The organism is Bacteroides sp. AF20-13LB (genome assembly GCF_003603065.1).
Classification (GTDB): domain Bacteria; phylum Bacteroidota; class Bacteroidia; order Bacteroidales; family Bacteroidaceae; genus Bacteroides; species Bacteroides uniformis.
Map to the genome: position 1 here is coordinate 159,445 of NZ_QTMH01000011.1, position 25,672 is coordinate 185,116.

Annotated in this window: 17 protein-coding genes; 8 read left to right on the forward strand and 9 right to left on the reverse strand. The window is 48.7% G+C overall.

Translation table 11 applies throughout. From position 1 onward, the window contains the following. Positions 1 to 24: 24 nt before the first annotated feature. The 3 genes from DWX62_RS14970 (at position 25) to DWX62_RS14980 (ending at position 7,439) form a co-directional block, all read left to right on the forward strand. Positions 25 to 4,017, forward strand: coding sequence for a two-component regulator propeller domain-containing protein (locus tag DWX62_RS14970; RefSeq protein ID WP_120172976.1), 3,993 nt, complete (start codon positions 25 to 27; stop codon positions 4,015 to 4,017). Between the two features lie 89 nt (positions 4,018 to 4,106). Beyond that, positions 4,107 to 4,718 carry a LuxR C-terminal-related transcriptional regulator gene (locus DWX62_RS14975; protein WP_005828517.1) on the forward strand — a complete coding sequence of 204 codons (612 nt, stop codon included), beginning with the start codon at positions 4,107 to 4,109 and terminating at the stop codon, positions 4,716 to 4,718. A gap of 264 nt (positions 4,719 to 4,982) precedes the next feature. After that, complete coding sequence (locus DWX62_RS14980) at positions 4,983 to 7,439, forward strand: TonB-dependent receptor plug domain-containing protein (protein WP_120172977.1); 2,457 nt, start codon at positions 4,983 to 4,985, stop codon at positions 7,437 to 7,439. A gap of 5 nt (positions 7,440 to 7,444) precedes the next feature. On the opposite strand, the gene DWX62_RS14985 is transcribed toward DWX62_RS14980, so the two are convergent. The 3 genes from DWX62_RS14985 to metA are packed head-to-tail and all read right to left on the reverse strand — an operon-like array spanning position 7,445 to position 11,343. Next, the gene (locus tag DWX62_RS14985; protein WP_005828525.1) at positions 7,445 to 8,500 is read right to left on the reverse strand and encodes a hypothetical protein; all 1,056 of its coding nucleotides are present in this window, start codon (positions 8,498 to 8,500) and stop codon (positions 7,445 to 7,447) included. 41 nt (positions 8,501 to 8,541) lie between these two features. Beyond that, positions 8,542 to 10,407, reverse strand: coding sequence for a U32 family peptidase (locus DWX62_RS14990; protein ID WP_120172978.1), 1,866 nt, complete (start codon positions 10,405 to 10,407; stop codon positions 8,542 to 8,544). An 18-nt stretch (positions 10,408 to 10,425) separates the two neighbouring features. Next, entirely contained in the window at positions 10,426 to 11,343 is a 918-nt protein-coding gene (metA, locus tag DWX62_RS14995; RefSeq protein WP_005828529.1) for a homoserine O-succinyltransferase, read from the reverse strand. A gap of 339 nt (positions 11,344 to 11,682) precedes the next feature. On the opposite strand from metA, the gene DWX62_RS15000 reads away from it, so the two are divergent. The 5 genes from DWX62_RS15000 to DWX62_RS15020 all read left to right on the forward strand — a co-directional run bounded on the left by DWX62_RS15000 (position 11,683) and on the right by DWX62_RS15020 (position 17,763). Continuing rightward, positions 11,683 to 13,590 carry a fimbrillin family protein gene (locus DWX62_RS15000; protein WP_034525653.1) on the forward strand — a complete coding sequence of 636 codons (1,908 nt, stop codon included), beginning with the start codon at positions 11,683 to 11,685 and terminating at the stop codon, positions 13,588 to 13,590. Between the two features lie 91 nt (positions 13,591 to 13,681). Continuing rightward, complete coding sequence (gene metF, locus DWX62_RS15005; RefSeq protein ID WP_008665978.1) at positions 13,682 to 14,635, forward strand: methylenetetrahydrofolate reductase [NAD(P)H]; 954 nt, start codon at positions 13,682 to 13,684, stop codon at positions 14,633 to 14,635. Positions 14,636 to 14,707: 72 nt separating this feature from the next. Then, positions 14,708 to 15,835, forward strand: coding sequence for a DNA polymerase III subunit delta' (gene holB / locus DWX62_RS15010; protein ID WP_005828533.1), 1,128 nt, complete (start codon positions 14,708 to 14,710; stop codon positions 15,833 to 15,835). Positions 15,836 to 15,923: 88 nt separating this feature from the next. Continuing rightward, the gene (ricT, locus tag DWX62_RS15015) at positions 15,924 to 17,300 is read left to right on the forward strand and encodes a regulatory iron-sulfur-containing complex subunit RicT (RefSeq protein ID WP_009037255.1); all 1,377 of its coding nucleotides are present in this window, start codon (positions 15,924 to 15,926) and stop codon (positions 17,298 to 17,300) included. Then, complete coding sequence (locus DWX62_RS15020; RefSeq protein WP_005828535.1) at positions 17,278 to 17,763, forward strand: gliding motility lipoprotein GldH; 486 nt, start codon at positions 17,278 to 17,280, stop codon at positions 17,761 to 17,763. Before ricT ends, DWX62_RS15020 begins: the two co-directional genes overlap by 23 nt. Before the next feature lie 317 nt (positions 17,764 to 18,080). Here DWX62_RS15020 and rodA read toward each other — a convergent pair whose 3' ends face one another. From rodA to purH, 6 genes are all read right to left on the reverse strand, one after another. Further along, entirely contained in the window at positions 18,081 to 19,538 is a 1,458-nt protein-coding gene (gene rodA, locus DWX62_RS15025; protein ID WP_098032391.1) for a rod shape-determining protein RodA, read from the reverse strand. Between the two features lie 84 nt (positions 19,539 to 19,622). Next, the gene (gene mrdA / locus DWX62_RS15030) at positions 19,623 to 21,491 is read right to left on the reverse strand and encodes a penicillin-binding protein 2 (protein WP_034525656.1); all 1,869 of its coding nucleotides are present in this window, start codon (positions 21,489 to 21,491) and stop codon (positions 19,623 to 19,625) included. A gap of 19 nt (positions 21,492 to 21,510) precedes the next feature. After that, complete coding sequence (gene mreD / locus DWX62_RS15035; protein WP_005828540.1) at positions 21,511 to 22,014, reverse strand: rod shape-determining protein MreD; 504 nt, start codon at positions 22,012 to 22,014, stop codon at positions 21,511 to 21,513. Between the two features lie 106 nt (positions 22,015 to 22,120). Then, entirely contained in the window at positions 22,121 to 22,966 is an 846-nt protein-coding gene (gene mreC, locus DWX62_RS15040; protein ID WP_005828542.1) for a rod shape-determining protein MreC, read from the reverse strand. Then, positions 22,966 to 23,988, reverse strand: coding sequence for a rod shape-determining protein (locus DWX62_RS15045; RefSeq protein WP_005828544.1), 1,023 nt, complete (start codon positions 23,986 to 23,988; stop codon positions 22,966 to 22,968). The genes mreC and DWX62_RS15045 overlap by 1 nt, the downstream gene beginning before the upstream one ends. 124 nt (positions 23,989 to 24,112) lie before the next feature. Continuing rightward, positions 24,113 to 25,636: a bifunctional phosphoribosylaminoimidazolecarboxamide formyltransferase/IMP cyclohydrolase gene (purH, locus tag DWX62_RS15050; RefSeq protein ID WP_009037258.1), complete on the reverse strand. Its 1,524-nt coding sequence runs from the start codon at positions 25,634 to 25,636 to the stop codon at positions 24,113 to 24,115. Between the last annotated feature and the right edge of the window lie 36 nt (positions 25,637 to 25,672).

Here is a 25,672-nt window from a genome sequence, read left to right on the forward strand (position 1 = left end):
ATATGTTGTTATATTGTATTTATTATGAGGTTCATCATAAACATTGTATGCTTTCTATTCCTTTTGCCTCTCATAGCTACGGCGCAAACATATAAATACATAGGGGTGGAAAACGGATTGAGCAACCGCAGAATCTTCGACATTCAAAAGGATTCGGTAGGTTATATGTGGTTCCTCACCAACGAAGGCATAGACCGGTACAATGGAAAAGACATCAAGCATTATAAATTAATAGAAGAAAACAAAGAGTCAAGTTTCCCCATCCATCTCGGTTGGCTGTATTTTGAAGAGAAAGGGAAATTATGGGTCATAGGTAAAGCCGGTCGTATTTTTCAATACAACCAAGAACACGATGTGTTCAACAGAGTATATAAACTGCCCAAGACACCGGTCAATATCAGCTACGGCTATATGGACTGCAATCACAGGATTTGGCTCTGCAGCAGATACAGCATCGCTCTCTACGACACACAAACCGGAGAGGTCCATCAAATGTCCAATGAACTGAAAAGCAGCATTACAAGTATCGAACAAGTGGACAATAACCACTTCTTCATGGGTACCGACAAGGGATTGCGATATGTCAAACTCGAAAATGAGACATTGCAGATTGTCCCTCTTGAACCTCTTGACAAAATCCAGGCCCAAATCAGTTCACTCTATTTCCACCAAGAATCACAAAGACTTTTCATCGGTACTTTTGAAAAAGGAGTCTTTGCCTACGACATACGGCAACAACGGATTATACACTCCAATACGGATTTGAGCGATGTAAACATTGCCCGAATCAAACCTCTGAACCAGACAGAGCTATTGATAGCGACAGAAGGTATGGGTATACACAAAATCAACATGAACTCGTGTATCTCGGAACCGTACATCGTCTCCAGCTACAAAAGCCACAATGAGATGAACAGTAATAACATCAATGACATTTATATTGATGAAGAAAAGCGGATATGGATAGCCAACTACCCGGAAGGAATTACCATTATAGACAACCGGTACAAAAGCTACAACTGGATAAAGCATTCTATCGGAAACAGACAATCGCTGGTCAACGACCAGGTACACTCTGTCATTGAAGACAGTGACGGAGACCTATGGTTCGGAACAAGTAACGGAATCAGCCTTTATCAATCGAAAACCGGGCAGTGGCATTCATTCCTGAGCTCCTTCGACCATCAACTGAAAAACAAGAATCACATCTTCATTACGCTATGCGAGGTATCACCCGGCATTATTTGGGCAGGAGGATATACTTCGGGAGTATACAAAATAAATAAAAGGACACTCTCGGTAGAATATTTCTCCCCTTACCTGCTCAATCCGGACAACATTCGTCCTGACAAGTATATCCGCGACATTGTAAAAGACTCCAAAGGATATATCTGGTCCGGAGGGTTCTATAATCTGAAGTGCTTCGATTTGTCCCTGAATTCCGTCCGTCTGTATCCCGGAATAAATTCCGTCACCGCCATTACAGAAAAGGACGACGGACACATGTGGATTGGGACAAGTGCCGGACTGTATCTGCTGGACAAAGAGTCGGGTAGATTCCAATATGTCGCCTTGCAGGAAGAGACGACCTACATCAACACACTTTACCAAGCGGAAGACCTCTCTCTATATATAGGAACAAACGGCTCCGGAGTGGTTGTCTACAACGCAAAGGACAGTACGTTCAAGCATTATCACAAGGACAATTGTGCCTTGGTTTCAAACAACATCTACACCATACTCCCCGAGTCGGACGGGCATATCCTGATGAGTACCGAAAACGGAATCAGCTGTTTCCACCCTACGGAGAAGACATTCCACAACTGGACTAAAGAGCAAGGGCTGATGTCCTCCTGCTTCAGTGCCTCTTCCGGAACGCTACGCAAGAACAAGGGTTTTGTCTTTGGCAGCACAGACGGAGCCATCGAGTTTCCCGAAGGAACCCGTTTGCCCAAGTACATCTACTCTCCTATGATACTCAGCGATTTTCAGATACTCTATCAGACAGTCTTTCCCGGCAGTCCGAATTCCCCCTTGAAGGAAAACATCAACCAGACAGACCGGTTAAAGCTGAAATATAACCAGAACACTTTTTCCCTCAGTATTTCATCCATCAATTATGACGCGCCGGACAATGTCACTTTCTACTGGAAGCTGGAAGGCTTTTACGATGACTGGAACCGCCTGGGTGAAGAAGGGCATCTCCGCTTCACCAACCTTGCCTCGGGCGATTACAAACTTTACATACGGGCGGTATCCAAGGAAGAGCCTTATCTTTATTTTGAAGAGCGAAGCATCGACATCAGCATTGCGCGCCCCGTCTGGTTCAGTTTTTGGACCATAGCCTGCTATGTCCTGCTGACAGTACTGATGTCCGTTGTCGGTTTCCGTGTCATGGCACTGAGAAAACAGAAAAAGATATCCGATGAGAAAACCCGTTTCTTTGTCAATACCGCGCATGATATCCGCACGCCATTGACACTGATAAAGGCACCTCTGGAAGAAATGCTTGAAAACAAGACACTGAACGAAGCCGAGACCAACAATATGCACATGGCACTGAGAAATGTCAACTCCCTCCTGCGCATGACTACCAATCTGATAAACTTTGAACGGGCAGAAGTATATTCCCCTCATCTGTACATAGCAGAATATGAATTGAATACTTACATCAAGGAGATATACAACAATTTCCAGACCTATGCCACCATAAAACATATCACTTTCAGATACGAAAGCAATTTCAGCTACATGAATGTATGGTTCGACAAAGAGAAGATGGACTCTATCCTGGAAAATGTCATATCCAATGCTCTGAAGTATACTCCCCAAAATGGCGATATACTCATTTCTGTTTATGACATGAAAAGCTCCTGGAGACTAGAAGTCAAAGATAATGGAATAGGAATTCCCGCCAAAGAACAAAGAAAACTGTTCAAGATGCACTTCCGTGGAACAAATGCCATCAACTCCAAAATAACGGGAAGCGGTATCGGTCTGATGCTGGTGCGGAAGCTGGTAAGCCTGCACAATGGAAAAATATACATTGAGAGCACCGAATGCCAAGGCAGTACTGTCAGAATCATCCTTCCCAAAGAGAAAGAACAGTTCAAGAACTTCACTCTGTCCGTTAAGGATAAGAAGACCTTCTATGAACCGGATGTCCCCACCGTTCCTTTGAAACTTGCCGGAGAACTCCGGACTGAAGACAATGACAAACTGCATCGCATCTTGATTGTAGAAGACAATGACGAGCTGCGCAACTATCTCTTCCAGTCGTTCTCTCCGATTTACAATGTACAAGTATGCAACAACGGCAAGGAAGCGCTGACCATTGTAAAACAATTCTGGCCGGGACTGATTCTTTCCGACATCATGATGCCGGAAATGCGAGGCGACGAATTATGCATCGCCATCAAGAACGATATTGAAACATCCCACATCCCGGTAGTACTGCTGACGGCACTGGGAGATGAAAAGAACATTCTCGAAGGACTCCATATCGGTGCGGACGAATATATTGTAAAACCTTTCAGCATAAACATACTGAAAGCCAGCATTGCCAATCTGCTTGCCAACCGCGCATTGCTGCGCAAGAGATATGCGAATTTGGAAATCAATACAGAAGAAGAGCCCTCCACAACTACCACTTGCTCCAACAGTCTCGACTGGAAATTCATGTCGAATGTAAAGAGACATATCGAGGAGAACATGGATAATCCCGATTTCACAGTGGACGTATTGTGCTCGCTCCTGAATATGAGCCGTACCAGTTTCTACAGTAAACTGAAAGCGCTGACCGGCCAGGCACCGGCAGATTTCGTACGGAATATCCGTTTGAAACATGCTGCCGAGCTATTGAAAGAAGGGAAATATTCCGTGACTGAAGTAGCAGAAAGAACCGGTTTCTGCGATGGGAAATACTTCCGGGAAGTCTTTAAGAAATATTTCAATGTCAGCCCCAGCCAATATGCGAAAGGAGACACTCCCCGCTCCCCAAAAGGAGAGGGAGAATAGTTCTGCATAGGAGAATTTTTCATTTTGCAGCCCCGCACAGACAAACCCTAAAAAATAATCCGTATTTTTGCAGAAACAAAAAAACGAGAATGACTCCTGAAATAGCAATCGTCGACTCCAACACCCTCTCCTGTCTGGGACTGCAGAACTTGCTGGAGGAAATCATCCCGACAGCCATCATCCGCTCTTTCCGTTCCTTTGGCGAACTGATGGATGATACGCCTGACATGTATGTACATTATTTCATCTCTTCACAGATTTACTTCGAGCATACCGCTTTCTTTCTGGAGCGCAAGCCCAAAACCATTGTGCTGGTCAATGGTGAAACCGTCCCCCAACTGTCGGGCATGCCGACGCTAAACATCTATCAGGACGAACAAAATCTGGCAAAAAACATTCTGCAGCTGCGCCAATACGGAAACCAATACAGACAAAACCACGGAAAGCCGGCACCCGCCAGACACTCGGATATGGCAATAAATACAGCCGCCGGGCACGACCTTTCCGCCCGCGAAATAGAAGTGCTGGTGCTGATTACCAAAGGTCTCATCAACAAGGAGATTGCCGACAAACTGAACATCAGCCTGACCACCGTCATCTCACACCGCAAGAATATCACCGAGAAGCTGGGTATCAAGTCCGTGTCCGGGCTGACTATCTATGCCGTGATGCACGGATATGTGGAAGCGGACAGAATATAATCCTACAACCGGATACATCAGAAGCGAAGTCTTTTCAGAAAAACTTCGCCCCAATTAGTGTGCTAATGTGCTAACATCTAATCGTTCCTCCGTGGGGTAAAAATCGTTCCACCATGGTGGAACGATTTTTACCCCACGGAGGAACGATATTTTCCGCATGATGGAACGATTTAAGATTAGCACTCCAGGAACGAAATCCTAATAAATGAGGATTGTCCCTTCCGCAAGAATCCCTTTACTTTGCAGGCGCTAAAAAACCAGTTTATGAATAGATATAGAATTTTGACCGGTATCTTCTGCCTCCTGGCAACCGGCAACGTACTTGCCGAAGAGGCAGACACCTTGAAAGTGGTGGATGTAGAGGAAATAACCGTCATCGCCGCCCCCAAAGAAAACCGGAAACTGCGCGAGCAGCCCGCCGCCGTCACCCTGCTTTCGCAGCAGGACATGCAGAACGCACAGGTGAACTCCATCAAGAATCTGACATCCGTAGTGCCCAATATGTTTATCCCCGACTACGGCTCGCGACTGACTTCGGCAGTCTATATCCGCGGCATCGGCTCGCGCATCAACACTCCCTCCGTAGGACTTTATGTAGACAATATACCTTATATAGACAAGTCAGCCTTCGACTTCAGCTATGCCGACGTAGAGCGCATCGACGTGCTACGCGGTCCGCAGGGCACGCTCTACGGGCGCAATGCCATGGGTGGATTGATTAAGGTGCACACCAAATCGCCCTTCTCCTACCAGGGGACGGACTTCCGCATGGGGGCAGGTACGTACAATGCCTATAATACCTCGCTGACCCACTATCACCGCCTTTCGGAACGGTTCGCCTTTTCCACCGGAGGTTTTTACGATTATCAAGGAGGATTCTTCCGCAACACGGTGAGGGACGAGAAAGCGGACAAGGGGCAATCGGCAGGTGGACGCATCCGCGCCATCTACCTCCCCTCGGACAACTGGAAGGTGGACCTAAACATCAACTACGAATACAGCGACCAGGGTGGCTACCCGTATTTCTACCAAGGCAGCCTGGCCCCCGAAGCACAGAGCGAGCCGCTGAAGCCCTACATCGGAAAAATCTCCAATAACGCCCGTAGCAACTACTACCGCAACCTGCTGAACACGGGTCTGAACCTGGAATACCAGGCACAGCACTTCACGTTGAGCATGGTCACCGGCTACCAGTTTCTAAAGGACTGCATGGACATAGACCAAGACTTCACCGCCAACGACATCTATACCCTGCAACAGAAACAACGCTCCCACGCACTGAGCGAGGAAATCATCTTGAAGAGTAAAAGCGGCAGCCGCTGGCAATGGACCACCGGCGCCTTCGGCTTCTACCAATGGCTGAATACGGAAGCTCCCGTCACTTTCAGGGAAGCCGGAATGGGGATGCTGAACCAGATGTTGGGCAGTGTCATCCCATCGCAAATACAAGTAGAGATGGGACCATCCATGAGTATGAATATCCTGCCCTCACTGGGCATCAGCAGCCGGACCATGCCCATCGGGGGCAGTTTCAACACTCCGCTGCTGAATGGGGCACTCTTCCATCAATCCACCTTCAGAGATTTATTCGGGCTGAAAGGAGTGTCGTTCACTGCCGGGTTACGCCTGGATTATGAGCGTATGAAGATGGATTACAACTCCGGCACCAGCCTGGACTACAAGGTGGGCATCAAGGGAGAAATGAAGCGGGGCGACGTCGTCATCCGCGAAATAGAGATGATGCCGGAGACGGCGCTGACCGTAGAGTCGCGCTACCAAGGAAACATTGATAAGGATTATCTTCAGCTGTTGCCCAAGTTTGCTTTGCAGTATGACTTTGCGCGAAACAGAGGAAATGTGTATGCAACGGTCAGCAAAGGTTACCGTTCGGGAGGTTACAACGTGCAGATGTTCTCCGACCTGCTGCAATCCAGTTTGAAGAATGACATGATGCGGCAAAGCAAAGAGGCGATTATGCCCAACGTGCCGGATGCCTACAAAGAGCTGGTGGGCAAATACTTCCCCGATGCGGGAGAGAATCCGGATGCAAAATCCGCCACCGTCTACAAGCCCGAACAGACCTGGAACTACGAAATAGGAACACACTTGAATCTGCTGGACGGACGTCTGCATGCCGACGCCGCCATCTTCTGGCTGGAAACCCGCGACCAGCAGATTTCACGCTTCGCCCCAAGCGGACTGGGACGCGAAACGGCAAATGCCGGCAAAAGCCGCAGCCAGGGGGCAGAGGTTGCCTTGACGGCTGCCGTTGCTACGGACTTCACGCTGAATGCAAGTTATGGTTATACCTATGCCACCTTTAAGGATTACATCACCAACGAGAAAGTGAATGGGGAGCTTCAGGAAATCAGCTACAACGGCAAGTACGTACCCTTTGTTCCCAAGCATACCATGAACGTGGGCGGTCAGTACATCTTCCGCATCCGTCCGGGGCACTGGCTGGACTGCATCCAGCTGAACGCCAACTACACCGGTGCCGGGCGCATCTACTGGACCGAGAAGAATACCGTGAGCCAAGCCTTCTACGGCACGCTGAACGGACGTATCAGCTTCCAGAAAGGACATGGACAGATTGATTTCTGGGTGCGCAATGCCCTCAACAAGGATTACGCCTCCTTCTACTTCGAGAGTATGGGGAACGGATTTATGCAGAAAGGACGTCCCGTGCAGGCAGGGATAGAGCTGCGATGCAGATTCTAATTTCCTTATTCATTGATAGCTCCGCAATGCGGGCAGACTCCCTTCTCCCTCAGTTTCTGCCCGCATCTGCCACAACGATAGCGTGAAGCCAGCAGCGAAATGCGAAGCCTTTTGAGGAATACCCATACAAAAGCGGTCAAAAACAAGTATCCGACGTAGATAGATGTAGTCAGGATAAAGAAAAAATAACAGAAGATGCAGCAGGAGGCCAGCCCCAACAGATAGAATACGGCCGCCGCCGGACTTAACTGGCGAAACAAATCGTCGAGTACCGCCAGCAACACCACTATAAACAGCCAGATACCCATCAGAAAAGCAGAAAGCACAAGCGGTACCTTGAACGGCGACAAGGTAGGATTAAAATAGAAGTGTTGCCACGTCTCCGGCGCAAACACTTGTATAGATTCGTAAATAGTGGCACAGAACGCCATCAGCAGACATAGCAACAACGGATAGAGACTGTCTATATCATTAAAGTACACCATCCTCAACTGTTTGCGCCGAAAAGCCCGGAACAGCCAGACTGCCACAAACAAGGCAAAAATAATGATAAAATAAGAGGCATGGGTATCACTGAACAAGTAGATGGCCTGCGAAATGCTGTCTGTAGGAACAAAGGCATGCATCATTTCGGACTCCCGCAACCAACCCTGCACTTCCTGCGAATGGGCAAGCTTCACCCATACACTATCCACACTGTCGGCAGGATGGATGGCGAACTCGGCAACCACCACGCGGTCTCCCCGATAAAGCATATTATAGCAGTCCTTCACGGGCAGACAAGCCAAATTCACAGAATCTGCCAGCACTTCCAGATTGGTATTCCAAGTATAATGCCGCTCAAAAAGATAGGCCAGCGAATCACGCGTCTCCTTAGACAGATGTTCATCTTCAAGATTAGGACGGGAATAATGGCAGGAAACTAAAGCAATGAAGCATGAAAAATAAAGAATGCAGAATAGGAGGGAACGCAGTGAACGCAAAGGATGTTTGTCCCTGCCCGCTTCCCGGTACCGGTCATTTGCCAGCCTTTCATTATGTGCCCGTTCCTCACTCCTCATTTTCAAGTCTTTATTAGTAATTCCTCATTCTTCGTCCTTCATTAAAGCGGCTCTTCATGAGCAATGACTTTCATCTGGCAATTCTTGCAATCAAAAGACAAGCGGAAACGCTTGCCGTCCGTCCCAACCAAATAATAAGGTTCCCTATAAGGAGAATGTCCTTTCTGATAGGTGGGACACCATCCCATACTGAAACGCAGGCAATGTTTGCAGAACATGAGTACAGCATCCGGAACCGCTTGTGCCTCGTAGGCAGGTGCTATAGACGAAAGTCCATGCTCACGGTAAAAACTCCGGGCAGCACTGTTCATCACATTGCCCAGATAGGTCAGTGAAGTAGCAGGGAAAGCATGGCTTGTCGGTTTCCAGACAGCCAACTCACGACGATAAGTAACACGCCGAGCCACAATCAGCCTATCTATCACCTGCCGACGCCAGTCTGCCACCACGGAAGCAGGAAGAAACCAGTTTTCAGAGAGATTGAGCCTGATACCCGACGCCTCTTCTGATAAATGCCCGGCTACCTCGAAAGGGGTATTCCCCAACTTAGCCAGTTGGCTGCGCAGATTATCCGCCTGTGGCGTGCGTGCCGGTTCTTTCGGATAAGGGAAAGAAAGTGTCACGCGGTTATCATTCTCGTCCGCAGCCGTCAGGCTAAACCCGAAAGAAGTATCTGCCAACTCCCAACAAACACCGATTTTGCGTTCGGAGGATTTACGGGTAAGGATACGTTCAAACTCCTGGTCGAAATTGCGATAAAGCCGTGTACGAGGTTTGATGCGAGGCACTTCCCCTGCCGGATAGAGTTTGTTACCATCCACCCGGTTGATACGGAAACCCTGCAAACGTCCTTGCTCGTCCAAAAAACAGACGCCGTCTCCGTTGTGGAAAGGCTTCACGCCTGCCACCGTAATATATCCACCGCGCTGTTCCTTCAAAGTGCCCATCTCCTCTCCTAAAGATTTGGGCGTATCGAATGAAGTGATTTCCCCTCCCCTGCCTTGTAGGAAGTAATGCGTGAAACCACGGCTGAAGCTCTTGTCAAGCTGCGGTTGGAAGTCGAAATGGCAAGTACCCGAAGAAGCACGGGTATATTCCTTGCGACGGGCAAAAATGGCATCGAGCCTCCTACGGTAAGCCGCCGTCACATTCTTCACATAGGTCACATCCTTCAAGCGGCCTTCTATCTTCAGCGAAGTGGCTCCGGCATCCAGCAGTTCTTCCAACACCTCGCTTTGGTTGAGGTCCTTCAAAGAAAGCAGATGCTTATTACGCACAATGGTCTTGCCATCGGCATCTACCAGACTGAAGGGTAAACGGCAGAATTGCGCACATTCCCCCCGGTTGGCACTCCGTCCGAAACAAGCCTGGCTGACATAGCACTGCCCGCTATAACTGACGCAAAGAGCCCCGTGTACAAAGACTTCGAGCGGCACGTCGGGACACGCCTCATGGATACCGCGTATCTCCTGCAAAGAAAGTTCGCGTGCCAACACCACCTGACGGAAACCGGCATCGGCAAGGAAACGTACTTTCTCCGGCGTACGGTTATCCATCTGCGTACTGCCATGCAACGGAATGGGCGGCAAATTCAACCGCGTAATCCCCATATCCTGTACAATCAGTGCATCCACACCGATGCGGTACAGCTCCCAAATCATCCTCTCCGTCTCTTTCAGCTCTTCTTCTTTCAGAATGGTATTGACCGTCACATAGATACGGACATTATACAGATGGGCATGCTCCACCAAAGCGGCAATATCCTCCAAAGAGTTGACAGCAGCCGCACGCGCACCGAACTTGGGTGCACCGATGTATACCGCATCTGCCCCATGATTCACTGCTTCTATGCCACACTCCAAATTCTTGGCAGGAGCCAGCAGCTCTATTTTACGTTGCTTTATCATCGTTTAGTTACGAGTAACTCACCCTATTTCATTAATATTATACGGCGTCTCCTGATATACAAAATAATTCAGCCAATTGGAGAACAACAGATTGGCATGGGCACGCCAACGCACCAGCACTCCTTTGTCCGGGTCATCGTCCACATAGTAGTTACGGGGTATCTCAATGGGCAGGCCCTTATTCAAGTCACGGCGATACTCTGTATCCAATGTCAGCGGGGAGTATTCCGAATGGCCGGTCACGAAGAACTCACGCCCTCCACGGGCCACCGCCATATATACACCAGCATCCTCCGACTCGGAAAGCAGCGTCAATTCCGGAACCTTCTGTATATCTTCCCGGCGCACTTCCGTGTGGCGGCTATGCGGCACATAGAACATATCATCAAATCCACGGAAAATGGGATGCAACGGTTGCAAGGTACGATGTTCAAAGATACCGAACATCTTCTTATCCAGTGCATACTTCGGCACTCCATAATGATGATAGAGCCCTGCCTGCGCCGCCCAGCAGATGTAGAGCGTAGAGGTGACATGCGTACGCGCCCAGTCGAAGATTTCAGTAATCTCATCCCAATAAGTCACCTCCTCAAAATCCATCTGCTCTACCGGAGCACCGGTGATAATCATGCCATCGTACTTTTCACCGCGCATCTTGTCGAAATCCGTATAGAATGTTTTCATGTGTTCTATCGGAGTGTTCTTGGAAGTATGGCTTTTTATCTTCATGAACGAGATTTCCACCTGAAGCGGAGTATTGGAAAGCAGACGCACCAGGTCCGTTTCCGTTGTAATCTTTAGCGGCATCAAGTTCAGAATCACGATACGCAGCGGACGGATATCCTGCTGGGTTGCCCGGGAATTGTCAATGACAAAAATATTCTCCTCTTTCAGCAACTCGATAGCGGGTAGTTTATCGGGTAAATTTAAAGGCATGAGTTTATATCTATGGTTTAACTTATTACTGTCTACGATTTTAGCGTGTAAAGTTAGGCAAAAAATCAGAGTGTGATAAATAAATTATAAAAGTTTTATCGATTTATCCCTCTTCATTTAACACGTTTAATTACATTTGTACCCGAAACCTATTAAAAGTTATTAAAAATAAGATTAAAAAGCACTGCGGCATCAAGCGTGATACTGATAATTAGCATCCAAAAGCGTAAAAGACTTTTCCATACCGGTTATAGCTCTGCTAAATCCACATTTTTAAGACAAGGTTCATTGAGTATAATTGGGAAAGCGGAAAAACCGTTGCCCCACAATAATAATACAATGAAAAAACTTATTCTTGCAAGAGGAGTCTTGGCTGCCTCTTTATTCTGCTGCATGTCCTTAGGGAATACAGCTTGTGTGAACCGGATTGACGAAGAATCAGAAGCGGAAATCGAGGAAGGGACGACACCTATCACGTTCTCTATCAAAATGGAAAAGGCCAGTACCAAGGTCACAAACACCGCCTTTGAAAAAGGAGACAGAATGGGCTTGTTTGCAACCACTTCCTCCGGCTCCATCAAGGGAAAACGGTATATTGACAATCTGGCCCTGGAATATACGGAAGGCTCCACACTGGTTCCCAAAAAGACAGTATTCTATCCGGAAGGAGATGTGTCACTGGACTTTATCAGTTACCACCCTTACCAAACCGAAGGGGTAGCTGCCGGTACACCCGTTCTTCCCGTATCTGTGCAGATAGACCAGAGCAATGAGAAAAACCGCGCACAAAGTGACTTCTTGGTAGCTAAAGCGCAAGGAATCACCAGTAAAACCAAATCTGTAACCCTGGAGTTCCAACACAAGCTGTCCAAACTGGCAATCTCTCTGACACCCGACGCAAGCAACTCTGCCAATGATTTGCTGAAAGCCAATCCGCGTATCATCGCAACCGGGCTCAAGACCTCGGCCGATTATAATCTGGAAGACGGGACTTTCAGTAATCTTACGGGGACACAAGACATCATAGCCTCCGGCGAATGGAGCGTCAAAGACAACAAACTTACCGGCAAGGAATTCATCATCATACCCCAAACGATAAATGATGGCAAGCAATCCTTCATTATGGAGTGGAGCGGACGTATATACAGTTGTGCAATACCCGAAGTGGAAATGAGTAGCAGCACGCAATGTATCATTAACATATCAGCCATGCAGAGCAACAGCAACGTACTGAGCAGTTTTGCCGGAAAAATCAAGGAATGGAGCAGCCTCCCTCCCATCGACACCGACAATATGGAAGATTACACTGCCATACATATCTCCGCTCTCTCCTTTTCTCTTTCAAATGTGTACAGAATTTATCACGAAGGGATACCCATTGCAGAAGTCTGCAAGGAATATCTCAAATCAGCGTCATTGACTTCCAGAGCCGTTATAGCCTATCCCATAGGCGAAAATGAAAAGACCGACCTGAGCAATGGAGTCATTCTACAGCTTGCAGACCGTAAAGACACCATCTGCGGAGGAAGAATAAGCTGGAATACAGACGACTATGGATTTACCTACACTAAAGGGGAATATACCGGCATAGACAAGCTCTATATAGACAATAACCATAAGCTACTTCTGGATAAACCGGAAAACGCCATCAAAGTGAATGTGGCATGCTACACCCTTCGAGACATCAGAAAAGGAGTGTCTACCGAATACCCCATTGTCAAGATTGGAGCCCAATACTGGATGGGTAAAGAGCTCCATGCCACCACCTACCGTGACGGAGCTCCCTTGAAAAAACAGAGTGACTTGGGAACAGACAAAGCCGGATATTACAAGCCGGACAAATATGACATTTATTTTTACAATGGAGAATCCATACTGGCAGGAGAGCTGGCTCCCGAGGGCTGGAAAATTCCATCGGATGCAGACTGGGAACAGCTGAAAAACTACACCGGCAACGATGCCTCCATACTAAAAGCAGGAGAATGGCAGGCAATGGTATCCGGTGAAGTTGCCCCCGTCAACAACCATACCCGGTTCAATGCTTTCCCGGTAGGAATGTGGTACAACAAAGGACACAACAGCCCCAATAAAATGACCGCCTTTTGGAGTTGGGATCATACAAAGCATACCCTTTCGGAAAGCACCATTTATTTTCTCGGCGAAAGCGACGAGTTTGTATCAAGCGCTGCCCATGTCACCGGCAAGCCCTACTATAAAGCTCTTTCCATCCGCTGTATAAAAGAATAGCCGGCAATTTCGGCATTTCTCATTTCTTTTTTGTATTTTTGTTCCCAATGTGCAAGATTTTTGCCAATCGGACAAAGATAACGAAAGAGAAATGAGAGTAATCGACCTGATAAACAGTAACGAAAAAACAGCTTTTTCCTTTGAAATATTGCCACCACTGAAAGGTACGGGCATCGAAAAGCTGTATCAAACCATAGATACGTTACGGGAATTCGACCCCAAATACATCAACATCACCACGCACCGCAGCGAGTACGTGTACAAAGACCTCGGCAACGGATTGTTCCAGCGAAACCGCCTGCGCCGCCGCCCCGGCACCGTAGCCGTAGCTGCTGCCATCCAGAACAAGTACAACATCACCATGGTGCCGCACATCCTTTGCAGCGGCTTCACCCGCGAGGAGACGGAGTACGTGCTGCTCGACCTGCAATTCCTCGGCATCACCGACCTGCTGGTGCTTCGTGGCGACAAGGCAAAGCACGAATCCTCTTTTATCCCCGTGGGCAACGGTTACCACCACGCCGTCGAACTACAAGAGCAAATCAACAACTTCAATAAAGGTATTTTTGTGGACGGCTCCGAGATGAAAGTTACCAATACCCCGTTTTCATACGGTGTGGCGTGCTATCCGGAAAAGCATGAAGAAGCCCCCAACATGGATACAGACATCTACTGGCTGAAGAAAAAAATGGAAATGGGTGCAGAGTATGCCGTGACCCAGCTCTTCTACGACAACCGGAAATATTTCGACTTCGTGGAACGTGCCCGTCAAGCCGGTGTCACCATCCCGATTATCCCGGGCATCAAGCCCTTCAAGAAGCTGTCACAACTCAGCATAATACCCAAGACGTTCAAGGTAGACTTGCCCGAGGAACTGACCCAAGAGGTTCTGAAGTGCAACACCGATGCGGAAGCTCAGCAAGTGGGTATCGAATGGTGCGTGCAGCAGTGCAAAGAGCTGATAGCCCATGGCGTCCCAAGCCTCCACTTCTACTCGGTAGGAGCCACAGACAGCATCAGGGAAGTAGCCAAACAAATCTACTAAACAATAGATAATCGATAGTTGACAATTGACAACTGGCAGTGTCACAAGTAATAACTTATAACTAATTAACCCGTGTTCAGTTTCAAGGACATAATAGGCCAAGAGGCAGCCAAACAAAGGCTGATACAAGAAGTGCAGGAAGGACGTATTCCCCACGCACAACTTTTCTGTGGCCCTGCCGGAGTAGGAAAACTCCCATTGGCACTTGCCTATGCCCGCTACATCTGCTGTCCCAACCGGACGGAAACCGATGCCTGCGGTACTTGTCCCTCCTGCGTGAAATGGAACAAGTTGGTGCACCCGGACGTACACTTCGTATACCCTATCGTCAAGAGTGCCAAAGGGAAAAAGGAAGTCTGCGACGACTATATCGCCAACTGGCGGCACCTGCTGCTGAACAGCCCCTACTTCGGACTGAACCATTGGCTGAACGAGATGGATGCCGAAAACGGACAAGCCATCATCTATGCCAAGGAAAGCGACGAGATAACCCGCAAGCTGAGTCTGAAATCCAGTGAAGGAGGTTACAAAGTCACCATCGTATGGCTACCCGAAAAGCTGCATGAAGTATGCGCCAACAAGCTGCTGAAACTGCTGGAAGAGCCACCCGAGAAAACGATATTCCTCCTCATCTCCGAAGCTCCGGAAATGATACTGCCCACCATCCTCAGCCGCACGCAGCGCTTCAACATTCCCAAGATTGAAGAAGCCGACATAGCCGAAGCCCTGCAGCAGAAGTACGGAGTGCAGCCCCGCGACAGCGAGACGATAGCCCATCTGGCAAACGGAGACTTCATCAAAGCATTGGAGACCATCCATCTGAACGAAGAGAACGAACTGTTCTTCAACCTCTTTGTCAGCCTGATGCGACTCTCCTACCAGCGCAAGATACGGGAAATGAAACAATGGAGCGAGCAGCTTGCTGCCATGGGACGCGAACGGCAGAAGAACTTCCTGGACTACTGCCAGCGCATGACCCGCGAGAACTTCATCTACAACCTGCACCGCAAGGAGATGAACTACATGACGCTGCCCGAACAGAACTTCGCCACCCGTTTCGCCCCCTTTGTCAACGAACGGAACGTCATGGGTATCATGGACGAACTAAGTGAAGCGCAACGCCACATCGAGCAGAACGTAAACGCCCGCATGGTGTTTTTCGACTTCTCTCTCAAAATGATTGTTTTATTGAAACAATGAAAAGTGGCAAAATAATGAAATGCAAAGTATCAAATCGTAAATAGTAAATAGTCAAATAGTAAATAGTCAAATAGTAAATAAATAGATGATGGAATTTAAACTACATAACGGAAGCGGAGGTCTCTGCTGCAAGAGTTGCGGCAGGCAGGACAAGCAACTGAACACCTACGACTGGCTGGCAGACATTCCGGGCAATGCCGATGAGAGCGAGCTGGTAGAGGTTCAGTTCAAGAATACCCGCAAGGGATATTTCCGCAACAGCAACAAGATACCTCTGGAGAAAGGCGACATCGTAGCCGTAGAAGCCACCCCCGGACATGATATCGGTGTGGTGACCCTGACCGGACGTCTCGTGCCGCTGCAAATGAAGAAAGCCAATATCAAGTCTGAGGCAGACATCAAACGCATCTACCGCAAGGCGAAGCCTGTGGATATGGAGAAGTACAACGAGGCAAAAGCCCGTGAACACTCCACCATGATACGCTCGCGTCAGATAGCCCTGGACCTCAACCTCAACATGAAGATTGGAGACGTGGAATATCAGGGAGACGGCAACAAGGCCATCTTCTACTACATAGCCGACGAACGGGTGGACTTCCGCCAGCTCATCAAGGTACTTGCCGACGCTTTCCGCGTGCGTATCGAGATGAAACAGATTGGTGCCCGCCAGGAAGCCGGACGCATCGGCGGTATCGGTCCCTGCGGACGCGAGCTGTGCTGCGCCACCTGGATGACCTCCTTCGTATCGGTATCCACCAGCGCGGCGCGCTTCCAGGACATTTCACTGAATCCGCAGAAGCTTGCCGGACAATGCGCCAAACTGAAGTGCTGCCTCAACTACGAAGTAGACTGCTACGTGGAAGCACAGAAACGCCTGCCCTCACGCGAGATTACCTTAGAGACCAAAGACGGTGAGTTCTTCTTCTTCAAAGCCGACATTCTGAGCAACCAGATAACCTACTCAAGCGACAAGAACATCCCCGCCAACCTGGTGACCATCAGCGGCAGACGCGCCTTCGAGATTATCGGTTTGAACAGACGTGGCATCAAGCCCGACAGCCTGATAGAAGAAACCCATCGTTCCGAACCCAAAAAGCCGGTGGACTTGCTGGAACAAGAGAGTCTCACTCGCTTTGACCGCAACCGGAAAGGCAAGAGTGGCAGTGACGGCAACGGTGGCGAGAACAGCAACAACAGCCGTAACAAGAGAAAGAAAAAGAGTGGAAACGGTCGTCCGCAAGGAGGTGAGCAGCAGGGTGCTCCGCAATCCAACAACCAGAGAGAACAATCCAGGCAAGACCGGCAACCGAGACAGAAACAAGACCGGCAAGCACCCAAACAAGGTGAACAGCAACAAGGCGAACGTCAACAACGGAACAATAACAACCGTCGTCCGCCCCGTAACAATAAGCCCAAACCTCAAGGTGAAAGACCTGCCCAAAATGACAAACCAGCTCAAGAATAGGAATCTCTGCCTGAAAGGTATCATACTACTGTTTGTCGCAAGCCTGCTGAGCGCTTGCGACAAACAGACTGTATACCATTCCTTCCAATCCCTTCCCACCGAAGGCTGGCTGCGCGAAGACACGCTCTCTTTCGACGTGAAGGTCACCGACTCACTGACCTACTACAAACTGTCTTTGGAAGTTCGTAACCGAAGCAACTACCCCTATCAGAATCTACCTCTATCCATCTGCTACACCACCGCAGATTCCATTCCGTCACCCACGGACACCATACAGCTAATCCTCGCGGACAAAGAAGGAATCTGGAAAGGTGACGGCTGGGGAGGTCTCTATCAGACTGCCGTCTCCGCAGGAAGCGTTCGAATCGGCAAACCCGGCACCTACCTCTTTAAAGTGGCCTATACGCTACCGGACGAAAGGCTGCAAGGAATCAATGACATCGGCATCAAACTGAAGAGATAGGAACTCCCTATTGTTCTTTATTACCTTCTTCTAACAACCACCTCAGTCTCCCACTCACGTCTCCTTGAAGCGGAAACGGGCGGGGTATCATAACTTGCCCTCTTACCTCATAGCGTAACGTCTTTTACGCCAGGATGTAACGACCGTTACACCAGCATGTAAAGGGCGTTACAATATAGCGTAAAAGTCGTTACGATACAGCGTAAAGGACGTTACAATGCGGTGTAACGGCCGTTACATTACGATGTAAACAATGTGTAAATGCAATGTAATGATAATCAAGTCCATTCGTATGTCCCACAAGGAAACGGTCATAACTAAATTCGACGATTACGTCCCGCATCAATCCGCAGAAAGATAAACAGCAGGATTGTGAATCCCCAGAGAGAAGAACCTCCGTAACTGAAGAAAGGCAACGGGATACCGATGACGGGGGTCAGCCCCAGCACCATGCCTATATTGATGAATAGATGGAACAAGAATATACTAAGCACAGAATAACCATACACCCGGCCAAAGGGAGATTGCTGCCGCTCGGCCACGACAATCAGCCGTAAAATAAGAATAAGGAACAGTAACAGTACAGCCGTAGACCCTACGAATCCTTCCTCCTCACCCACGGTGCAAAAAATGAAGTCCGTATCTTGCTCCGGCACATACTTCAGCTTTGTCTGCGTACCATTCAAGAAACCTTTGCCGGTCAGCCCCCCGGAGCCGATGGCTATCTTCGACTGGTTCACGTTATAGCCGGCACCAGCAAGGTCCTCTTCCATACCGAGCACCACCTTGATACGTATCTGTTGATGGGGCTCCAGCACTTTATTGAAGAAGTAGTCGCTGGAGTAGAGGAAACCTATCGAACCCAAAGCAAACAGCCCAATCAGAAAATAAGATAAATGGCGCTCGCTTAAAGAAAGAAAGACAAGATACCCGACAACAAGTGCACAAAGCCCCCACTGCACCCACACCAAGTTGAAGGGTACCACGTATTCCGAAATCAGATAAGCCACGAGCAGCACTCCCAGCGAACTGCCGATAATATTCCGTGTGGGTTCCCAGCGCTTTTTATAAACCCACACCATACCTCCGGCAAAGAGCAGTACCATCAGCAGTACGGCAAATTCTCCGATAGGCGTCGGTGTATCGGCAATCATCACCGCATCAAAACGGATGCCCACCACAAAGTAGGCCACTGCACATATACCCGAGAACAGTACCACGCCCGGCATTCCCTCCCGATAAAGCATCAGGAAAAATGCAGAGTACACCAATGCCGAACCCGTCTCCCGCTGTAGGATAATCAGCAACATGGGGAAGAGAATCAGGAAAGCCAACATAAGGGAGCTTTTCCAATTCTTCATCGTAAACGAGTAGGCGCTCATATACTTGGCAAGCGCCAGCGCCGTGGCAAACTTGGCAAACTCCGCCGGCTGCAAACTGACCGGCCCCAGAATGAGCCACGACCGCGACCCTTTCGTGTCGGGCGCAATGAATATCGTGACAATCAGCAACAGCATCAGCCCTATATATATAAGGTAGGAGAACATGTCATAGAGGGAATCATCCAGCATCAGCAGCACAAACCCCAGCCCGAAGGAACATATAATCCAGACAAACTGCTTGCCGGCACGCGTAGAGAAGTCCAGAAAGTCACGGTCACCATAATCATAACTCGCCCCACAGACACTGAACCAGCCGAATACAATCAGCAGCAGGTAAACGACAATCGTCACCCAGTCCAATGATTTCCATATGCTATCTCTCCTTGTCACCAATTTATTTACGATTTTACGATTTACTATTTACTATTGAAGTCACTCACCGTTCATCCCTAACCCCTAATCCTTAATCCCTAATCATCATCTCTCCTCATCTCCGTAAAGTATCACCCGGTTACTGAATTCTTCCGCCCGTATCTCATTCTCGGGCGACAGCTTTCCATGCAGATACTGGTCCATCATCATGGCACCGATAGGTACGCCATACGTGGCACCGAAACCACCGTTCTCCACATAGACGGCAATGGCTATCTTAGGGTTGTCCATCGGGGCAAAGCCCATAAAGACAGAATGGTCCTTGCCGCGGTTCTGTGCCGTGCCCGTCTTTCCGCAGACCTCCACACCCGGCAGGATGGCTCCCGCCATGCGGCAAGTGGCGCTACCCGTACTTCCGTCTACAGCGGCACGCATGCCTTTCACCACCATTTCATAATATTCGCGGTCGATGGTGGGATAACGGGGATTGCGATAGATGCTGTCCAGTTCATTGTCTTCTATCTCCTTCACGATGTGCGGAGTAATGAAATGCCCCCGGTTGGCAATGGTGGCACCCAGATTGGCTATCTGCAACGGGGTGGCGAGAATCTCTCCCTGCCCGATGGAGATACTAATCACCGTCAGACCGTTCCACGAACCCCGATAGGGCTTGTCGTAGAACTTTGCATTCGGTATCAGTCCACGCTGTTCGCCGGGGAGGTCGGTACCGAGCCGATAGCCGAAGCCCTGCGATACCATGTGGTCTTTCCATACGGTAATGGCATTCTGCGGCGAACCGTATTTTTTATCACCGAACATGCGATACAATCCCCAACAGAAATAGGAATTACAAGAGGTAGCGATGGCAGGAATCAGCGACAGAGGCGAACCATGTCCGTGACATCCCACATGAAGGCCTTTATGATTGAAACCATGCGCACAAGGGAAAGTCGGATAATCTTCGTGGATAATCCCTTCCTGAAGGAAGGTCAGCGCCTGCGCCGTCTTGAAGGTGGAGCCCGGCGGATAAGCTCCCATGATGGCACGGTTCAACAAAGGCTTCCGCTTGTCCATCTGCAGCAGGCGGTGGTTCTTTCCCCGCTGGCGCCCTATCATCAGATGAGGGTCAAAGGTAGGCGAGGAAACCATACATAGTATCTCACCCGTAGCCGGTTCGATGGCCACAATGGCACCGATTTTGTGTTGAAGCAGTCGTTCTCCCAACATCTGAAGGTCAATGTCGATGCCCAACGTCAGGTTCTTGCCGGGTACGGAGGAACGGTCCAACTGTCCGTCCATGTAGTGTCCCTGGATGCGCCCGTGAGCGTCACGAAGCAGAATCTCCACCCCCTTCTCTCCACGCAGATACTTTTCATAGGATTTCTCGATGCCTTGCTTGCCTATATAGTCTCCGCGAATATAATAGTCATCGTTCTCAATGTCTTTCTTGGACACTTCGCCGATGTCTCCCAGCAAATGGCCGGCAGAGTTATAGGTATATTGACGGATAGTACGCCGCTGAATATAGAAACCTGGAAATTTGAACAGCTTCTCCTGAAACACACCGCACTCTTCGGCAGAAAGCTGCGTCATGAACACCTGATGGGTGTATTTGGAATAACCGGGGTTCATCCAGCGGTTCTTGACGTCCTTCATCCGTTTGTCAAACTGCTCACGGGTAATGTTCAAGGCACTGCAAAGGTCGAGTGTATCCAGCTGCGTCACCTCCCGAGGCACAAACGTAATATCATAGGCAGGCTGGTTAAACACGAGCAACTTACCGTTACGGTCGTAGATAGCCCCCCGTGATGGATATTGTATCTTGTTCAGAAAAGCGTTGCTGTCCGCGTTCTTCTTGTAGTCATCAGTCATGATTTGCAGGTCGAACAGCCGGAACACGTAAATAAGAACGATGACAATAGCCGCCGCTCCAATTACATATTTCCGCTTTTCCAGTGTATAGTCTTTCATCAATTCCTAATCCTTAATCCCTTTATCCTTTCTTTCTTATTCCCTCAACAGCCATAATGCAGGTCACAGTAAGCAGGGTACTTGCCGCAATTCTCAACAACAGCGTACCAATATGGGCAAAAGAGAAGAATTCGAGGGTAAGCAACAAGCCGTGATGTATCAGCACACTCACAACCAGATATTTCAGGAAAGGAAGAATCCCCATTGTACGGATGGCCGGAACCAGTGTATCCAGCGTGTCACGAGGCACGAACAGCCGCAGGAAAGTGGGGCGCAAGAAAGCCAGCAACACCGTAGCGGCAGCGTTCATCCCCGGTGTGTCGGAAAAGACGTCGACAGCCAGCCCTAAAAAGAATGCCCACAACATCAACGCATTGCGGGGAGTGTCCGACTCAAACTTCAGTATCAAGTAGATATACAGAAATGGAGTGGCATATCCTGCAATATGCACATTGTTCAATATCAGCACCTGCAACAGTACCAAGCCTATGAACCATCCTATTTTATGCAGATAATTAATTAACAACGCTAATGAGTTATAAGTTACGAGTTACAAGTTATTGAGTGTATAAGTTATAAGATATAAAGATGATTAATCCCTAATCCTTAACCCCTAATCCCTAATTTCTTAGTCACTTCTCGTCTGCCCTCGACTCCAATGCCTTTTGTTCATCCTGCCCGTTGCGGGAAATGACGCGCACATTGCTCACCTTTCCAAAGTCCGTAGCCAGCTTTATCTTCAACAGATACGAAAGCCCGTCGTGCGAGTCAGACATGTCATCCACCGTCCCCACCATGACACCTTCTGGAAACACGGTGGAATAGCCGCTGGTCACTACTGTATCTCCCAGATTGAATTCGGCATGCCGGGGCAAATCCTTCAGATAGGCAAAACGGGAATTACCTCCCTCCCACTTCAAATAACCGAAATAATCACTGCCCACAATCTTACAGCTGATGCTTGACTTGCTGTTCAGCAACGGAATGACCAACGAGTAATGGGGAGAGGTCTTATACACAATACCCACCACGCCATTGGCATCTACAACTCCCATCTCAGGACGGATACCTTCTGTTGTTCCACGGTCTAAAGTGATATAATTGTCAGCCTTGTTCAAGCTGTTCTTTATGACATTCGCCTTGAATATCTGATACTCCGTAGGAGCAAGCCGTTCCATGCTGTACAACCTGGCGGAGTCCAATCCTTTCTCCTTCAAGACATTTTCCAGAAACGAAAGCCGCTGCTCCAGCCACATGTTGCGGTCGAGCAGGTCTTCGTTGGCCGTCTTCAAGTGGAAATAGGAAGTGATGCCACCCGATATTTCATAAACCTTCCCCGCCACGCCATTGGCAGAGGTGAAATACACACTCTGCTGGTAATGATTAAAGCGAAATAATAAAATAAAACTGGCAACCTCTAACAGAAGAAAGAGGAACCAGTAATTATATTTAATGAGAAAGTTTAATAAATTTCGCATTACCGCATCAAGAATGAGAAGCGGTCAACGTTCTTCAATGCCACGCCCGTACCTTTGGCAACGGCATGCAAGGGGTCTTCCGCAATGTGGAACGGTATGTTTATTTTATCAGTCAGACGCTTATCCAGTCCACGAAGCAATGCACCGCCACCGGCAAGATAGATACCGTTGTGAACGATGTCGGCATACAATTCGGGAGGCGTATTTTCCAATGCGCTCAAGATGGCTGTCTCAATCTTAGAGATAGACTTCTCCAAGCAATGCGCCACTTCCTGATAGCATACCGGCACTTCCATGGGCAATGCCGTGATGCGGTTCGGACCATGAACGATATAGTCTTCAGGAGCATCCTCACCGAGTTCCGTCAAGGCAGCACCCACATTAATCTTAATACGCTCAGCCATACGCTCGCTGACCTTCACGTTGTGCTGGCGGCTCATGTATTCCTGAATATCGGCAGTCAAGTCGTCACCGGCAATGCGGATGGAGTTGTTACTTACGATACCTCCCAAAGAGATAACGGCAATTTCCGTAGAACCACCACCTATGTCAACAATCATGTTGCCTTCGGGAGCCTCTACATCGATACCGATACCGATGGCAGCAGCCATCGGCTCGAAAATCAAATAAACGTCGCGCCCGCCGGCATGCTCGGCAGAGTCGCGCACGGCACGCAGCTCCACTTCGGTACTGCCCGAAGGAACCCCGATTACCATACGGAGTGACGGAGAGAAGAGACGGTTACGGTTGTTCACCATCTTGATAAGTCCGCGTATCATCTGCTCGCAGGCATAGAAGTCGGCAATCACACCGTCGCGCAACGGACGGATGGTACGTATGTTTTCGTGGGTCTTTTCGTGCATCATCTTTGCCTTGTCACCCACGGCAATCATCTTATCGGTACGACGGTCCAAAGCCACCACCGAAGGCTCATCCACCACAATCTTGCCATTCGTGGTGATGATGGTATTGGCTGTGCCAAGGTCCATCGCTATTTCTTGTGTAAAGGAGAATAATCCCATCTATTGATTTACTATTAAATGATTTACTATTTACTATTTGGCAGATCTGCTATCTGACGACCCCCACCTACAATGACGCCTCCCGGCAAATAGTAAATAGTAAATCGTCAAATAGTAAATGACCTTAGTGTTTAAAGTGACGGAACCCAGTAGTTACCATGGCAATGCCATGCTCGTTGCAATATTCAAACGAGAGTTCATCCTTGATACTTCCACCCGGCTGGATGACGGCTGTTACGCCTTCATTGCCGGCAATTTCCACGCAGTCGGGGAAAGGGAAGAATGCGTCACTTGCCATTACAGCGCCATTCAAGTCGAAACCGAAGTTTTTGGCTTTCTCGATAGCCTGCTTCAAAGCATCCACACGGCTGGTCTGACCTACACCACTTGCCAACAACTGCTTTCCTTTTGCCAGCACAATGGCATTCGACTTACTGTTCTTCACAATCTTGTTTGCAAAGAGCATATCCTCAATTTCCTGTGCAGTGGGAGCCTTCGTAGTTACAGTCTTCAATTCTTCAGGAGTTTCCACCTTAAGGTCGCGGTCCTGAACCAATACGCCATTCAGCAAAGAACGGAACTGCTTCTTAGGCAGAGCTGCCGGCTTGCGGACCAGGATAATACGGTTCTTCTTCTGACCGAGGATTTCCAACGCATCCACATCATAATCGGGAGCGATAATCACCTCAAAGAAAATTTTATTGATTTCTTCGGCAGCAGCCTTGTCAATCACGGCATTAGTGATGAGCACACCACCAAAAGCGGATACCGGGTCACCGGCAAGCGCATCGTTCCATGCTTCGAGCACAGTGGGACGTGAAGCCAGTCCACAAGCATTATTATGCTTCAGGATAGCGAAAGTCGTATCCTTGAATTCGTCAATCAAGTCAACGGCAGCATTGATGTCGAGCAGGTTGTTATAAGAGATTTCCTTACCGTGAATCTGGTCGAACATAGCATCAATATTGCCATAGAAATAACCTTTCTGATGCGGATTCTCGCCATAGCGTAAAGTCTTCTGGCTGTTGGCAGAACAACGGAAAGCGGAACCTTCCTCGCCATCGAAATAGTTGAAGATGGCAGAATCATAGTGTGAAGACACTCCGAAAGCCTCTTTGGCAAACCAACGGCGTTCTTCGATGGTAGTAGTGGCTCCGTGTTCCATCAGCATGTCGCGGAACGGCTGATATTGTGCTTGCGAAGCGATGATAACCACGTCGTTATAGTTCTTGGCTGCGGCACGAATCAGAGAGATACCGCCTATGTCAATCTTTTCGATGATGGCAGGTTCTTCGGCACCACTGGCAACGGTAGCCTCAAACGGATAGAGGTCAACAATGACGAGGTCTATTTCGGGGATTTCATATTTTTCAATCTGTTGCATGTCTTGCTCCAATCCGCGGCGGCAAAGAATACCTCCAAAAACCTTCGGATGCAAAGTCTTCACGCGTCCGCCCAGGATGGAAGGGTATGTAGTGAGGTCTTCCACTGCCTTGCAGGGATAACCCAGGGATTCTATAAACTGACGTGTTCCACCGGTTGAGAGGAACTCTACACCTTCTTCATGCAGTTTGGTAATGATTTCGTCCAAACCTTCCTTATGGTAAACAGATACCAGAGCTGTTTTGATTCTTTTTGTTTCAGACATGGATTTGCGTATTAAAGTATGCGTATATTAGTATTT

Excerpts from the sequence above, each read along its gene's own strand:
- DWX62_RS14970 (WP_120172976.1), top strand. The coding sequence starts at position 25 with ATGAGGTTCATCATAAACATTGTATGCTTTCTATTCCTTTTGCCTCTC.
- DWX62_RS14975 (WP_005828517.1), top strand. The coding sequence starts at position 4,107 with ATGACTCCTGAAATAGCAATCGTCGACTCCAACACCCTCTCCTGTCTG.
- DWX62_RS14980 (WP_120172977.1), top strand. The coding sequence starts at position 4,983 with ATGAATAGATATAGAATTTTGACCGGTATCTTCTGCCTCCTGGCAACC.
- DWX62_RS14985 (WP_005828525.1), bottom strand. The coding sequence starts at position 8,500 with ATGAGGAGTGAGGAACGGGCACATAATGAAAGGCTGGCAAATGACCGG.
- DWX62_RS14990 (WP_120172978.1), bottom strand. The coding sequence starts at position 10,407 with ATGATAAAGCAACGTAAAATAGAGCTGCTGGCTCCTGCCAAGAATTTG.
- metA (WP_005828529.1), bottom strand. The coding sequence starts at position 11,343 with ATGCCTTTAAATTTACCCGATAAACTACCCGCTATCGAGTTGCTGAAA.
- DWX62_RS15000 (WP_034525653.1), top strand. The coding sequence starts at position 11,683 with ATGAAAAAACTTATTCTTGCAAGAGGAGTCTTGGCTGCCTCTTTATTC.
- metF (WP_008665978.1), top strand. The coding sequence starts at position 13,682 with ATGAGAGTAATCGACCTGATAAACAGTAACGAAAAAACAGCTTTTTCC.
- ricT (WP_009037255.1), top strand. The coding sequence starts at position 15,924 with ATGGAATTTAAACTACATAACGGAAGCGGAGGTCTCTGCTGCAAGAGT.
- DWX62_RS15020 (WP_005828535.1), top strand. The coding sequence starts at position 17,278 with ATGACAAACCAGCTCAAGAATAGGAATCTCTGCCTGAAAGGTATCATA.
- mreC (WP_005828542.1), bottom strand. The coding sequence starts at position 22,966 with ATGCGAAATTTATTAAACTTTCTCATTAAATATAATTACTGGTTCCTC.
- DWX62_RS15045 (WP_005828544.1), bottom strand. The coding sequence starts at position 23,988 with ATGGGATTATTCTCCTTTACACAAGAAATAGCGATGGACCTTGGCACA.
- purH (WP_009037258.1), bottom strand. The coding sequence starts at position 25,636 with ATGTCTGAAACAAAAAGAATCAAAACAGCTCTGGTATCTGTTTACCAT.